12 protein-coding genes and 1 pseudogene are annotated in these 14,843 nt (G+C 56.2%); all 13 read left to right on the top strand.

The window, feature by feature from the left end; genetic code table 11:
- Positions 1-79 precede the first annotated feature (79 nt).
- Positions 80-1,567 (top strand): UDP-N-acetylmuramoyl-L-alanyl-D-glutamate--2,6-diaminopimelate ligase, encoded by a 1,488-nt coding sequence (locus M6D81_RS12150; RefSeq protein WP_262677169.1) that lies wholly within the window; start codon positions 80-82, stop codon positions 1,565-1,567.
- Positions 1,564-2,979: a UDP-N-acetylmuramoyl-tripeptide--D-alanyl-D-alanine ligase gene (locus M6D81_RS12145; RefSeq protein WP_262677168.1), complete on the top strand. Its 1,416-nt coding sequence runs from the start codon at positions 1,564-1,566 to the stop codon at positions 2,977-2,979. The genes M6D81_RS12150 and M6D81_RS12145 overlap by 4 nt, the downstream gene beginning before the upstream one ends.
- Positions 2,980-2,986: 7 nt before the next feature.
- Complete coding sequence (mraY, locus tag M6D81_RS12140; protein ID WP_262677167.1) at positions 2,987-3,943, top strand: phospho-N-acetylmuramoyl-pentapeptide-transferase; 957 nt, start codon at positions 2,987-2,989, stop codon at positions 3,941-3,943.
- Between the two features lie 277 nt (positions 3,944-4,220).
- Positions 4,221-5,672, top strand: coding sequence for a UDP-N-acetylmuramoyl-L-alanine--D-glutamate ligase (gene murD, locus M6D81_RS12135; RefSeq protein WP_262677166.1), 1,452 nt, complete (start codon positions 4,221-4,223; stop codon positions 5,670-5,672).
- Positions 5,673-5,718: 46 nt separating this feature from the next.
- Positions 5,719-6,816, top strand: a complete 1,098-nt coding sequence (spoVE, locus tag M6D81_RS12130; protein WP_262677165.1) for a stage V sporulation protein E — start codon at positions 5,719-5,721, stop codon at positions 6,814-6,816.
- Positions 6,817-6,843: 27 nt separating this feature from the next.
- Positions 6,844-7,007 (top strand): annotated as a pseudogene (locus tag M6D81_RS31695) (undecaprenyldiphospho-muramoylpentapeptide beta-N-acetylglucosaminyltransferase); the annotation flags it as partial.
- A 179-nt stretch (positions 7,008-7,186) separates the two neighbouring features.
- On the top strand, positions 7,187-8,092 hold the full coding sequence (gene murB / locus M6D81_RS12120) for a UDP-N-acetylmuramate dehydrogenase (RefSeq protein ID WP_262677163.1): 906 nt from the start codon (positions 7,187-7,189) through the stop codon (positions 8,090-8,092).
- Positions 8,093-8,107: 15 nt separating this feature from the next.
- Positions 8,108-9,391 carry a UDP-N-acetylglucosamine 1-carboxyvinyltransferase gene (gene murA / locus M6D81_RS12115; RefSeq protein ID WP_262677162.1) on the top strand — a complete coding sequence of 428 codons (1,284 nt, stop codon included), beginning with the start codon at positions 8,108-8,110 and terminating at the stop codon, positions 9,389-9,391.
- A gap of 84 nt (positions 9,392-9,475) precedes the next feature.
- Positions 9,476-10,234, top strand: a complete 759-nt coding sequence (locus M6D81_RS12110) for a cell division protein FtsQ/DivIB (protein WP_262677161.1) — start codon at positions 9,476-9,478, stop codon at positions 10,232-10,234.
- A 291-nt stretch (positions 10,235-10,525) separates the two neighbouring features.
- Positions 10,526-11,770, top strand: a complete 1,245-nt coding sequence (gene ftsA, locus M6D81_RS12105) for a cell division protein FtsA (protein ID WP_262677160.1) — start codon at positions 10,526-10,528, stop codon at positions 11,768-11,770.
- Positions 11,771-11,787: 17 nt separating this feature from the next.
- Positions 11,788-12,912, top strand: coding sequence for a cell division protein FtsZ (gene ftsZ, locus M6D81_RS12100; protein WP_262677159.1), 1,125 nt, complete (start codon positions 11,788-11,790; stop codon positions 12,910-12,912).
- A gap of 242 nt (positions 12,913-13,154) precedes the next feature.
- On the top strand, positions 13,155-14,066 hold the full coding sequence (gene spoIIGA, locus M6D81_RS12095) for a sigma-E processing peptidase SpoIIGA (protein WP_262677158.1): 912 nt from the start codon (positions 13,155-13,157) through the stop codon (positions 14,064-14,066).
- 35 nt (positions 14,067-14,101) lie between these two features.
- Entirely contained in the window at positions 14,102-14,824 is a 723-nt protein-coding gene (gene sigE, locus M6D81_RS12090) for an RNA polymerase sporulation sigma factor SigE (protein ID WP_262677157.1), read from the top strand.
- Positions 14,825-14,843: the final 19 nt, after the last annotated feature.

The raw sequence follows: 14,843 nt of genomic DNA, 5'->3' as shown, positions 1-14,843 counted from the left end.
TTTCCCTTCCGGCGTTAACGCGTTCGCTCTGGGCGGCATATAGTATCCCGTCAGAGTATTCGCGAAGGGATTGAGGTCCATGCGCTTGCGGGAATTGAGGGAATTGCTTCTAACAGCCAAGTTGGCGGGCGACGGGGAGACGGAATTCCACGGGATCGAGAAGGACTCCAGGAAGGTATCTCCCGGCCAGTTGTTCATCTGCGTCCCGGGATATACAGTAGACGGGCACGCCTATGCGGGGGAAGCGGAGAAGCGCGGAGCGGCGGCCATCGTGTCTGAACGGCTGCTGGATATTTCGCTGCCTCAGCTGATTGTGAAGGACAGCCGTCTTGCGATGGCCGTCATCGCCGATTACGTCTATGAGCATCCCAGTCGATCCATCGGCCTGATCGGTGTGACGGGTACGAACGGCAAGACGACGACAACCTATCTGATTGAGCAAATTTTTAATTATAACAACATGCCGACCGGCGTGATCGGCACGATCGAGAGACGCTTCGGAGGCGTCTCCGAAGCGATGAGCGGCACGACGCCGGAAGCGGACGCGCTGCAGCGCTATCTGGCGGGAATGCGAGATGCGGGAGCGCAATATTGCGCTATGGAGGTGTCTTCGCATGCGCTGGAGCAAGGCAGGGTGAAGGGCTGCCGGTTCCGGACGGCAATCTTCACGAATCTGTCGCAGGATCATCTGGACTATCATGGCACGATGGAGAAGTATGCCGACGCGAAGGGACTGTTCTTCTCCCGGCTCGGCAACGGTTACTCGCTGAATGCGGAAGAGCGCTTCTATGCGGTGCTGAACAGCGACGATCCCGCATCCGCCAGATTCCGTTCGATCACTTCGGCGGAAGTGATCACGTACGGCCTTGGAATGGAAGCGGATGTGCGGGCGGTGGACATCGACATATGTGCCGGGGGCGCATCCTTCCGGATCATCTGCTTCGCGGGGGAAGCGGATATCAGCATGCGACTGACCGGCAAGTTCAACGTATACAATGCACTTGCCGCAACGACGGCCGCATTGATCGAGGGAATCGAGCTGGAGCGCATCAAGGACGCACTGGAAGCGATACCGGGGGTGCCGGGCAGGGTGGAGACGATCGAGACGGGCCGGGACTTCTCGGTCATCGTCGACTATGCGCATACGCCCGACGGGCTGGACAACGTGCTTGGAGCGGTGAAGGAGCTGGCGCGGAATCGCGTCATCTGCGTATTCGGCTGCGGCGGTGACCGCGACCGGGGGAAGCGGCCGCTGATGGCGCAGGTCGCGGCGAAGCATGCCGACAAGCTCGTGGTGACCTCCGACAATCCGCGCAACGAAGACCCGCTCGCAATTATTGCGGATATTGAACGAGGGCTTCTGGAGGCGGGTGTGGCACGGGAGCGATACATTGTCGAGTCCGACCGCAGGCAGGCGATCGAAAAAGCGGTTGAAATGGCAAGCCCGGGCGATGTAGTATTGATTGCGGGGAAAGGTCACGAGACTTATCAGTTAATAGGCGGAGCTACGTACCCGTTCGATGACCGAATAGTGGCAAAAGAAGCGATAAGGAGATTAGTGCATTGATTAAACGGACGGTAGAACAAATAGCGAATATGATCGGCACGGTGTATCGCGGCGAGCATAGCGGCCGCTTGGTGCGCGGAATCATGACGGATACGCGGCAGGAGGGGAGCGGCGAGCTGTTCGTCCCGCTCGTCGGCGACCGCTTCGACGGGCATGACTTCGCGGAGCAGGCGGCGCGAAGCGGAGCGAAGGCGATGCTGTGGGAACGTGGCCGGCACGTGCCAGAGACGCTCGGCGATATGCCTCTCATTCTCGTGAAGGACACGCTGGCGGCTCTGCAAGCGCTGGCGTCCAGCTATCGCAGCGAACTGATGGTGCGTGTCATCGGCATTACCGGCAGCAACGGCAAGACGACGACGAAGGATATGACTGCCGCGGCTCTGGGAAGTCATTACCGCGTATTGAAGACAGAGGGCAATCTGAACAATCATATCGGCTTGCCGCTCACGCTGCTCAAGCTGGACGAGGAGACCGAGGTGGCCGTGCTGGAGATGGGGATGAGCGGCTTCGGCGAGATCGAGCTGCTGACGCGGATCGCACAGCCGGATGCGGCCATTATTACGAATGTCGGCGATGCGCATATGCTGCAGCTGGGCTCCCGCGAAGGCATCGCGAAGGCGAAGCTGGAGATAGCGGTTGGCCTCGGGGAAGACGGATTGCTGCTGTACAACGGTGATGAGCCGCTGCTACATAGCGGCCTTCAGAATATGCACTTGCCTGAAGGAGTTGCGTTGCGTACGTTCGGATTGGGAAGAGACAACGAATGGTCGGCGGGCGACATCCATCTGGAACCGGGCGGCAGCTCCTTCACGGCATCGCTGCATGGAGAGGGCAGCAGCCTCGGCAACCTAAGCATTGCAGTGCCCGGCCGCCATAACATCAGCAACGCCCTGGCGGCCATCGCCGTCGCGCGCCACTTCGGCGTGCCGGGGGAACGGATTAAAGCGGGCTTCCAGTCGCTCAAGCTGACCGGCATGCGGATCGAGCCGAGTCGGGCGGCGAACGGAGCTGTCCTGCTGAACGACGCATATAATGCCAATCCTACGGCGATGCGGGCGGCGATTGACCTGGTAAGCGGCCTGCAGGACTTCCGCCGCCGCTGGATTGTGCTGGGCGACATGCTGGAGCTGGGGCCGCAGGAAGCGGAACTGCACCGGGGAATTGGCGCCTATACCGGACCGGACAAGGCGGAGGCCGTGCTTGCGTTCGGGCCGCTCTCGGTTCACATCGCCGAAGGCGCCGCAGAATCGCTGCCCGAGGCGGCCGCAGCGGGACTTGTTCGCCACTTCACAGACAAGGCGGAGCTTGCAGTGTGGCTGCTGGAGCGGCTGCAGCCGGACGATCTGGTGCTGGTGAAGGGCTCCCGCGGCATGCGGATGGAAGAAGTCGTGGAAGCGCTGGAGAGGGGGTGAGGCCGACATGGACATGATGGTCATCTTATTTTCTATCGGGGTATCATTTCTATTAGCGGTGTTGTTGGGACCACTGTTCATCCCTCTGCTCAGACGGTTGAAGTTCGGCCAGCAGATTCGGGACGAAGGGCCGCAGAGCCATATGAAGAAGAGTGGAACGCCGACGATGGGCGGCATCATCATTATGCTGGCGCTAATGATCGCATTCCTGCGGTTCTCGGATAAGACTCCGGAATTCTGGGTGCTGCTGACCGCTTCGCTAGGCTTCGGCCTCGTCGGCTTCCTGGACGACTACATTAAAATCGTGTTCAAGCGCTCGCTAGGTCTAACAGCCAGACAGAAGCTGCTGGGTCAGCTGCTGTTCTCCATCATCGTATGCGCACTGCTGTACAATATGGGGCACAGCACGGAGATTACAGTGCCGGGTACGAGCTGGGGCTTCGATCTGGGCTGGTTCTACTATCCCTTCGTCGTCGTCATCATGTTCGCCGCCAGCAACTCCGTCAACTTCACAGACGGGCTAGACGGCTTGCTTGCGGGGACGAGCGCCATCGCCTTCGGCGCATTCACCATTGTGGCGCTGCAAGCGTCTGCGCACGAGTCGGCGGTGTTCTCCGCGGCGATGATCGGCGCGGCGCTGGGCTTCCTCGTCTTCAATGCGCATCCCGCCAAGGTGTTCATGGGAGATATGGGCTCACTCGGCATCGGCGGCGGCATCGCGGCAGTCGCTGTGCTGACGAAGACGGAGCTTCTGCTTATTCTCATCGGCGGCGTGTTCGTACTGGAGATGCTGTCGGTCATCCTGCAAGTCGCCTCCTTCAAGCTGAGGGGCAAGCGCATATTCAAGATGAGCCCGATCCATCATCACTTCGAGCTGGTGGGATGGTCGGAATGGAAGGTCGTATCCGTATTCTGGTTCGTCGGTCTGCTGTTCGCCGCGGCCGGATTATTGCTCGTCATCTGAATCTATCATACGAACTGGCCAAGCGGTTCTCTACAAGTGCGTGTTCAAAAAGCCCGGTTTTCAGCACCGAGAAGATGGGATGAAACTAGGAATTGAGGAGCGGAGCGTAGTGGAAGCTACGTGAGCACCGGAAGTTCCGGTTGAATTCAATATTCGATGTCGAATATTCTTCTAGGTATACTTCGTGATCAAAAGTGGGCTTTTTGAACAACCTCTACAAGAGAGCCGCTTCATGTGTCCATAGAATGGTGAACAAGTTCTGGAAAGGAATGTCGCTATGAATCATCCAACAACTTACAAGGACAGGCATGTCGTCGTGCTGGGTCTTGCCAGAAGCGGCGTCAGCGTCGCGAAGCTGTTCCACCGGCTGGGAGCGAAGGTAACGGTCAACGATCGCAAGGAGCGCTCGGAGAGTCCCGAAGCGGAGCAATTGGAGAAGCTCGGTATAGCCGTTATATGCGGGTATCATCCCGACAGTCTGGTGCATGACGGTACTGCGTTGCTCGTGAAGAATCCCGGCATCCCCTATAGCGCGCCTCCGGTGCAAGCGGCTCTGGCGCAGGGAGTAGAGGTCGTTACGGAGGTGGAAGTCGCCTCCCTGCTGTCGAAGGCGCCTATCATTGGCATTACCGGCTCCAACGGGAAGACGACGACGACGACGATGATCGGGGAGCTGCTTGAAGCTGTCGGCTTCCATCCGGTCGTAGCCGGCAATATCGGCACGCCGCTCTGCGAAGCGGTCATGGATACACCGGAGGACCATTGGATTGTCGCAGAGCTGAGCAGCTTCCAGTTGAAGGGGACGGCGGAGTTCCGGCCGCGCGTCGCTCTGTTGCTCAATGTATCGGAGACCCATCTTGATTATCATGGTGATATGGCGGATTATGTCGCTTCCAAGCGGAAGTTGTTCGCCAATCAGCGCGATGGCGACACGGCAGTATTGAACTGGGACGACCCCGTCTGCCGAAGCATAGGAGACGGGCTAACGTCTCGTATTCTGCCGTTCTCCCTGTACGAGAGGCTGGAGAATGGCGTATGCGTTGAGCCCCCTTACACGAAGGAGACAATCTCGCTCCCGAATGCAGAGGAGGAATCGGAACGAATGATCGTCTATCGCGATGGAGACCTCGGTAGCGAGGAAGAGACGTGCATCATTATGCCCGTTGCCGAGCTGGGCTTGCCCGGCCGCCACAACGCGGCGAACGCCCTTGCGGCCATCGCCGGAGCGCTGGCCGCCGGAGCCCCGGCTGCAGCTCTTGCCGAGCCGCTGCGCCGCTTCAGGGGAGTGGAGCATCGTCTGGAATATGTCTGCGAACATGGCGGCGTACGCTTCTATAACGACTCCAAAGCGACGAATCCGATGGCGACGACGATGGCGATCGGCTCCTTGTCCGCGCCTATTGTGCTGGTAGCCGGCGGTCTCGACAGAGGCTCGGACTATATGGAGCTGCTGCAAGTATTCCGAGATCGGCTGAAGGGGCTAGTCGCGCTTGGAGAGACGCGCGACAAGCTGGCCGGCGTTGCTCAGCTTGCGGGTTTAGAGCGGGTGGAATCGGTGCAACCTGAAGAGGACGCCGAGAAAACGCTGCTGCTCGCCGTGCGGAAGGCTGCCGCCATGGCGGAGCCGGGGGACATCGTATTGCTGTCTCCGGCCTGCGCGAGCTGGGATATGTTCGCCTCTTATGAGCAGCGGGGCAGCATGTTTAAGAAATCGGCGCATACCTTATAAGTAGGGGGCCTGTCCCTACTTCTCCATGTCAAGAGGTGTGTGTGCTATGGCAAAAGCGCGATCCGCTCCCGATATTTGGCTGCTGGCCGCTATCGGGATCATTCTTTCGATTGGAATAGTGATGGTATATAGCGCAAGCGCGGTGCTTGCTTTTCACGAATACGGAGACCGATTCTATTATGTGAAGAGGCAGCTGCTGTTTGCAGGATTGGGTGTCGGTGCGTTACTATTTACGATGAACGTTCATTATTCCAATTGGAAGAAGTGGGCGCCCGCAGCGCTTATCGTATGCTTCGGGCTGCTTGTGATCGTGCTCATCCCCGGCATCGGGGTGGTCAGGGGCGGTGCGCGCAGCTGGCTCGGGATCAGCTCCTTCGGCATTCAGCCGTCGGAATTTATGAAGCTGGCTATGATTCTATTTCTGTCAAAGTGGTTATCAGATAAGCAGGGGACGATCACGCAGTTTACGACGGGGCTGTTGCCTCCTCTCGGCATCCTGGGCCTCGCCTTCGGGTTAATTATGCTCCAGCCCGATCTAGGCACGGGAGCCGTCATGGTAGGCGCTTCATTGCTGCTTATCTTTACAGCCGGCGCCAGGCTGGCGCATCTGGGAGCTTTGGCGGGAGCGGGCGTGCTGGGCATGGTAGGGCTTATACTCGCCGCCCCATACCGGCTGAAGCGTATCACATCGTTCCTTGATCCGTGGTCCGATCCGCTGGGCGGCGGCTATCAGATTATTCAGTCCCTGTTCGCCATCGGTCCCGGCGGTCTCGTCGGTCTCGGCCTTGGCATGAGCAGACAGAAGTTCAGTTACTTGCCGGAGCCCCAGACAGACTTCATCTTCTCTATATTGGCGGAGGAACTGGGCTTCATCGGCGGAGCATTCCTTATTCTATTATTTCTCGTCGTGATCTGGCGCGGCATCCGCGCGGCGATTGCGGCGCCGGATACGTTCGGCAGCCTGCTGGCTGTCGGCATTACCGGCATTATAGGTGTGCAAGTATTGATCAATATCGGTGTCGTCATCGGCATGATGCCTGTCACCGGCATCACGCTGCCGCTGGTGAGCCACGGCGGCTCGTCGTTGACGCTGCTGCTGACAGCGCTTGGCATTCTGCTTAATATTTCCCGATACTCGAGATGACAGCACATGCGAATCGTGCTGATCGGTGGAGGACCGTTCCAATCTGCAGAGATTACGGGCTTTCTCCGCAAGCATTCGCTGGATAATGTGAACACGGTCATCCGGTTTGTGAAGGGCGTCGGCTGCTTCGAGGAGCTGCTGCCCTATTCAAGCCGGATGTTGTCGTTGGAACGGGCCGGCATGCAGGGGGGCAAGCGCTTGCGGAGAAGAGGCGCGTCCTCTGGGCGGCTGTCACACAACGGAATGCAAGGGCATATGATACTCTATATTCGTGACCGTCATCTTATGGACGCGGATACTGGCAATATACACGCGGCTCTTGAGCCGCCGAGGATAGGCATTCGCCGCATGATGGAAGGAGGAAATCATAATGAAAGCAGTTATAGCGGAGTTGCAGGCAGCGGGAGTCGGGGAGCTTCTGGAGCATGAACCGCTTTCGAAACATACGACGTGGAAGATTGGCGGACCCGCCGATCTGATGATCCTTCCTGGTGGAGGGGAGAAACTCGCAGACGCGATCAAAATCCTGAGAAAGCATGGTATCCCATGGACGAGTTTGGGACGCGGCTCCAATATGCTGGTGGGCGACCGGGGTATACGCGGAGCCGTCATCAAGCCGCATAAGGGACTGGATTACGTGCGATTCGACGGGACGGAAGTTGTTGCGGGGGCTTCGTACTCGTTTGTAACCCTGTCGGTCATGGCCGGCAAGCAAGGGTTGACCGGACTGGAATTTGCAGGGGGTATTCCGGGCTCGGTCGGCGGTGCAGTCTATATGAATGCCGGAGCACATGGTTCGGATGTGTCACGTATTTTCAAATCTGCCGACGTTGTTCTGGAGACAGGGGAATTGGTTACTCTCAGCCGGGATGATATGCGCTTCTCATACCGCCATTCCATTCTGCAAGACATGAAGGGAATTGTTGCGCAAGCCGCCTTCGAGCTGGCGGAAGGGGATCGGCTGGAGATTGCCTCGGCAATGGCTTCCTACAAGGAGCGCCGGCTTAGAACGCAGCCGCTGAAGCAGGCGACGGCGGGCAGTGTATTCCGCAACCCGTCTGGCGATTATGCAGCGAGGCTGATTCAAGAAGCGGAACTGAAGGGGTTCCAGATCGGTGGAGCGCAAGTGTCTCAGCTACACGCCAATTTTATTGTAAACACCGGGCAAGCGACAGCTAGAGATGTTCTCGCCCTGATGGACCATATTCAAAGCACGGTCAAGGAGCGCTTCGGCGTTGCCCTCGTGCCTGAAGTACTGGTGGTGGGCGAGCGGTAATTCGGAGGTGAGACATTGGACAAATTGGTGATTGAAGGCGGGAAACCTCTCTCAGGAACCATTGTTATCCAAGGAGCGAAAAATGCCGCCCTGCCGATATTGGCAGCCAGCTTGCTGGCGGAAGGCACAACGTTCATTCACGATGTGCCCCATTTGCTCGATATCGAAGTCATGTTAAACATTTTGCGCGATTTGGGATGCCGGGCAGAGCATAAAGGAGATAAGGTGTCGCTGGACACGACTTCTGCCGATCAATCCCATGTGCCCCAGCACTTGATGAAGCAGATGCGCTCATCCATCTTTTTGATGGGTCCGCTGCTGGCCAGATTCGGAGAGACGCAAGTCTACCAGCCAGGCGGCTGCGCGATCGGCGAACGCAAGATCGACCTCCATCTGCAAGGTCTGGAGTTGCTGGGAGCGAAGATTGAAGAGACGGGCAACCGAATAATATGCCGCGCCGACAGATTGCAGGGAGCGGATATTCATCTGGACTTTCCCAGCGTAGGCGCCACGGAGAATATTATGATGGCCGCGGTGCTGGCCAAAGGGCGTACGACGCTCAGCAATGCGGCGAGGGAGCCGGAAATTATGGATTTGCAGCGGTTCCTCAATGCGATGGGCGCCAAGGTGATGGGAGCGGGCACGGACACGATCACGATAGAAGGCGTTGAGAAGCTGAACCCGTGCCGCTACAGAATTATCCCGGATCGTATCGTGACCGGAACGATCATGGTGGCTGCCGCAGCCACCAGAGGACAGGTGACGCTGCACAATACGCAGCCGGCCCACCTGACCTCCCTCATCCACGTTCTGAGACGGGCGGGTATTCCAATTGTGACTGACGGTGATATAATAAAGGTTAGCAGTGCCGTCCGACCGGAGGCGGTTGAGCGGATTGCCACTGCGCCTTATCCCGCCTTTCCTACGGACCTGCAGTCTCAAGTCATGGTGTTGCTGTCGCTGGCCAATGGTGTAAGCATGATGAAGGAGACGGTCTTTGAAGGGCGTCTGAAGCATGTCGAGGAGCTGTCGCGCATGGGCGCTGATATTCGCGTCGACAAAAACGCGGCATTCATCAAGGGTGTGCCAAGACTGTACGGAGCGACGGTGGAGGCGACGGACCTTCGGGCTGGAGCCGCACTGGTCATCGCGGGGCTCGCGGCACAGGGCCGGACGGTCGTGGAGCAGGTCCATCATATCGATCGCGGGTACGAGAGCATAGAGAGTATGCTGACAGCGCTTGGTGCGAACATTACCAGATACGCAACTATGCAGAACAAGCAATTCTATGCGCAATAGCGAAAAGGATAGAACGGCAATGGCTTCCTCGCGCGACTGCTATCAAGTGAGGAAGCCGACGCATCGAGGAGAGAGGGACAAGTTATGAGCACGCAAATGCCTGTTCTGAAAGAGCCTGCGCGCAAGCGCAAAGGCAAAAAAGGGCTGCTGGCTATCGTCATATTACTATTTTTCGCCTTGCTTGCCGTCCTGTTCTTCAATTCTTCCATCAGCAAAATATCCGAAATACAGATTAGCGGTTCATTATATGCTACCAATGAGGCGATTGTACAGGCGGCCGGCATTGAGGTCGGCGACGCATTCTTCCAGGCCACGTCCTCGGCGATTGCGGAAGGGATCAGGAAGCTGCCTCATGTAGAGGATGTGAAGGTATCCAAAGTATTCCCGGGCATTGTCAAGATGACGATTCAGGAATATCCAGTCGTGGCCTTCGAGCTTGCGCCAGACGGCGGGCTAACAGCGCTCTTGTCGAGCGGAACGAGCGCGGTGGCCAAGGATGAGCGGCTGACGCTTGTGGACAAGCCCATTCTGACCGGGTGGAAGGACAACGATCCCGTGAAGAAGGAATTGATGAAGCAGTTGGCGCGCATCCCGGAGAAGCAACTGGCGGATTTGTCGGAGATATCTCCAATACCTTCCAAGGCTTACCCCGACCGTATCCGTATGTACACGCGGACGAAGTTCGAGGTCATTACTGCGGTGTCCGTACTGCCGGACAAGATCGACGCGCTTAATGCGGTGATCGAGCATCAGGAGCCGGGCAAAATTACGATGCTGCTGGCGGACACCTACGTACCTTTCAATGCCGATGGAGCGGATGATAGTTCTGCCGATGGAGAATAGGATGAAAATGGATGGAATTATGATGAAAATCTAAGCAAAAAGATACTACTCAATACACGCAAAGAATGGTAGAATTTTAGATACCCTAAAATGGGGTTTCTGGCTACTGCAGCGAGAAGAAACGAAGGTGATACGAGCCGATGCGACCCTATTCGACAGGGGAAGAATCTTTTTATAAAAATTTGTTGAAAAAAGAGGGAAACTATTAATAACGTTGAATATGATAGATAGACTTGAACATGATATAGTAATAATTGCACTCAATATTATCGGAAACGGAGGTGCCGCGAGTTGAGCAGCAATGACATCATCGTAAGTTTAGACATCGGTACATCCAAGGTCCGAGCTATTATTGGCGAGATGAATGGTGGCGCCATTAATATTATTGGAGTTGGATCTGCTGATTCGGAAGGCATACGCAAGGGAGCAATCGTCGACATAGATCAGACCGTACAATCGATCCGCAATGCCGTTGAGCATGCCGAGCGCATGGTAGGCATTCAAATATCAGATGTATACGTAGGCATCCAGGGCAACCATATCGGCCTGCAGACGAATCGCGGCGTGGTAGCCGTATCCAACGAGGATCGGGAAATCGGCGAGGAGGACATCGAGCGGGTGCTGCAAGCGGCCAAAGTTGTCGCGCTGCCGCCGGAACGCGAAATTATCAATCTCGTACCGAAGCAGTATCTGGTTGATGGTCTGGAAGGCATCTCGGACCCGCGGGGTATGATTGGCGTCAGGCTGGAAGTGGAAGCAACGATCGTGACCGGCACGAAGACGGCTATACATAACTTGATGCGCTGTGTGGAGAAAGCCGGATTGCGAATTTCCGGCGTTATTCTGCTGTCGCTCGCTTCCGGCGTCATGTCGCTGACGAAGGATGAGAAGATGGTAGGAACTGCGCTGATCGATCTTGGCGCGAGCTCCTGTACGCTTGCCATCTATGAGCAAGGCGGACTGGCAGCCATTACGACATTGCCGATCGGCGGAGAGTTCGTAACGAATGACATCGCGTACGGCCTCAGAACCCAGAGCGACCAGGCGGAGAAGTTCAAGCTGAAGTACGGCTGTGCGCGCGTGGAGGACGGAGCGGAGGATGTACGGTTCAAGGTGACCCGTATGGGCAGCAATCTGGAGAAGGAATTCACCCAGAGAGATCTGGCCAGCATCATCGAACCGCGCATGCAGGAGATATTCCACTTGATTCGCCAGGAAATCCATGGCATGGGCTACGGTGACAAGGTTAACGGGTATGTGCTTACCGGTGGTGGCGTATCGCTTCCGGGAACGCTTCAGCTTGCCCAGAACGAGCTGGAAGCTTCTGTTCGCATTGCTACGCCTGATTATATCGGTGTGAAGGATCCCGCCTACAGCAGCGGAGTAGGCATGATACAATATGTATCGAAGTATATGGGAGTACGAGGAGCCGCTTCTGTGAAGAAAGCTTCTTCAAGCCGCAAAGCGGGTCCCGCAGCTTCATCTAAACCCGGTATGTTCGAGCGGATTAAAAATATGTTTAATGAATTCATTTGACTGGGGGACTATGAGAGATGTTGGAATTCGACCTGGAGCTTGAACAGCTCGCACAGATAAAAGTAATTGGCGTAGGCGGAGGCGGCAGCAACGCCGTCAACCGAATGATTGAGAACGGCGTGCAAGGCGTAGACTTCATTACGGTCAATACGGATGCGCAAGCGCTGCACTTGGCCAAGTCCGAGCACAAGCTGCAAATCGGGGACAAGCTTACCCGAGGTCTGGGCGCGGGTGCCAATCCGGAAGTAGGCAAGAAAGCGGCAGAGGAATCCCGCGATATGATCATGAATCAGCTGAAGGGCTCCGATATGGTGTTCGTGACGGCTGGCATGGGCGGCGGCACCGGTACCGGCGCTGCGGCTGTAATTGCCGAGATCGCCAAGGAGTGCGGAGCGTTGACAGTGGGCGTCGTGACACGCCCGTTCACATTCGAGGGCCGCAAGCGTTCCGCGCAAGCGGAGATCGGCATCGAGTCGCTGAAGGAAAAGGTCGACACGCTGATCGTTATTCCGAATGACCGCCTGCTGGAGATCGTGGACAAGAAGACGCCGATGCTGGAAGCGTTCCGCGAAGCGGACAACGTGCTTCGTCAAGCCGTTCAGGGCATATCCGACCTCATCGCTGTGCCGGGTCTGATCAACCTGGACTTCGCGGATGTGAAGACCATTATGACGGAGCGCGGCTCCGCGCTGATGGGGATCGGCGAAGCGACCGGCGAGAGCCGGGCAGCGGAAGCGGCGCGGAAGGCGATTATGAGCCCGCTGCTTGAGACTTCCATCGACGGCGCTCGCGGCGTTATCATGAACATTACAGGCGGCACGAATCTGTCGCTGTACGAGGTGAACGAAGCGGCTGAGATTGTCATCTCTGCTTCCGATCCCGATGTGAACATGATCTTCGGTGCGATCATCGATGAGAACCTGAAGGACGAGATTAAGGTGACCGTTATTGCTACCGGCTTTGAGTCCAGAGCCGCCATTCCTCAGCAGCGCCGTACAGGCGGCGGAGCGATGGAGCAGAGCGAAGCGAAGCCGGCGCAATCGGCCGGTTCTTCCAACGTGAAGCCCTTCGGCGCAGGCCTGTCCAGTGATCAGTTGGAAATACCGGCATTTTTGCGCAAGCCGCCACGCGGCGACAGATAATGCAATGACACAAGCCTCTCCGCTATTGCCGGGGAGGCTTTTTTTGTCGTTTAGAAATTTTAAGTTTCGGGGTCCCTGCAGAGTACCTGAGTATGCTTCGAAGCGGAGTCCTGCTTTGCGGGGGATTTGACGTGGGCGAGAAGTCGACAAAAAAAGAGGGGTCGTGACGTCATGAATAGACAGACTTTGAAATAGGATTACCATATACTAGTTTCAATCGTTCTCCCAAGGGGTTCTTGGCCGTGTATATTGACATTTTGTTCCTGCGCGAGCTGCTGCTCGACGGCGCGATTCTGCTTACGACCGCATGGGTTCGCCGCAACAAGCCGAATCCGTTCCGCATCCTTGCTGCTGCAGCATTCGGTGCCTGCTATGTTGTACTTATGCTGTTTCCGCCTTTGTCATTCCTGTTTACTGTCGTCGTGAAGGTTATCATTTCGCTTGCCATGCTGTGGATCGCGTTCGGATTTCATTCGCTGCAGCATTTTTTGAGGACGATAGGAGCGTTCTATAGCGTCAATTTCGTAGCCGCCGGAGCGATCCTCGGTATTTACTATTTGTTCATGCAGGGCTCGGGAGAGGTATGGAGAACGATATCTTTCGCCGGCAGCAGTGTTCGAGCGGAATTGAAGTTTGGTTTTTTTTATTTCATCGCTGCGTTCAGTGTAGGCCTCTATATCTATCGCACTGTCATGACGCAAAAACGTGAACGGGAGCTGGTGCACACTCATTTGGCAAATGTAAAGGTAATGATAGACGATCACTGCTTGAATTGTACCGGTCTTATCGATACCGGCAATCAATTGTACGACCCTTTGTCCCGTACGCCGGTCATGGTGATGGAAGCTTCCGGCTGGCAAGACGAGCTGCCTGCTTCCTGGCTGAAGAGCATCCGGGAGTCGCAAGTGGATCGTCTGGTTGCAGGACTTCATGACGAGCCCTTCAAGTGGCAGGAGCGGCTGCGCCTGATCCCATATCGCGGCGTGAATCGAGGATCGCAGTTCATGCTGGCGTTGAAGCCGGATAAGGTCGAGATTACGCGAGAGGGCATCCTGTACGAGTCATACAAAGTATTAATCGGTTTGGACGGCGGCAAGCTTGCAGCAGACGGTGCATATCAAGCGATAATCCATCCGTCAATGGTACAACCGTAACAAGGCATGCACAATTCATCGGGGAGGGATGGGCCATGCTCGTCAAGTATAAACTGCTTTTTCAATTATATTATTACCGCGTTTTATTTTTATTCGGGCTCAAGAGCGAAGAGATTTATTATATCGGCGGAAGCGAAGCGCTGCCCCCTCCGCTTACCCGGGAAGAAGAAGAATACTTGCTTCAGAAGCTGCCGTCCGGCGACGCTGCGATACGCGCCATGCTCATTGAACGCAATCTTCGACTGGTCGTCTATATCGCTCGCAAGTTCGAGAATACGGGCATTCACATCGAGGACCTGGTGTCCATAGGCGCTATCGGCTTGATTAAAGCGGTCAATACCTTCGATCCGGAGAAAAAGATCAAGCTGGCCACGTATGCGTCTCGATGCATTGAGAACGAAATTCTGATGTACCTGCGCCGCAATAACAAAACAAGAACGGAAGTCTCCTTCGATGAGCCGCTTAATATTGACTGGGACGGCAACGAGCTTCTCTTGTCGGATGTGCTGGGAACAGAGAACGATACGATCTACCGCAATATCGAGGAGCAAGTGGATCGTAAGCTGCTGCATAAGGCACTGGAGAAGCTGTCCGAGCGGGAGCGCATCATTATGGAGCTTCGATTCGGACTGGCCGATGGCGAGGAGAAGACCCAGAAGGACGTAGCGGATATGCTGGGCATATCGCAATCGTATATTTCTCGACTGGAGAAGCGGATTATCAAGCGGCTGCGCAAGGAGTTCAACAAGATGGTGTAGGACGCGGATGTCGAACCTT

This window comes from Paenibacillus sp. J5C2022 (genome assembly GCF_025567625.1).
Classification (GTDB): domain Bacteria; phylum Bacillota; class Bacilli; order Paenibacillales; family Paenibacillaceae; genus Pristimantibacillus.
This window is presented reverse-complemented; position numbering and strand designations above follow the sequence as displayed.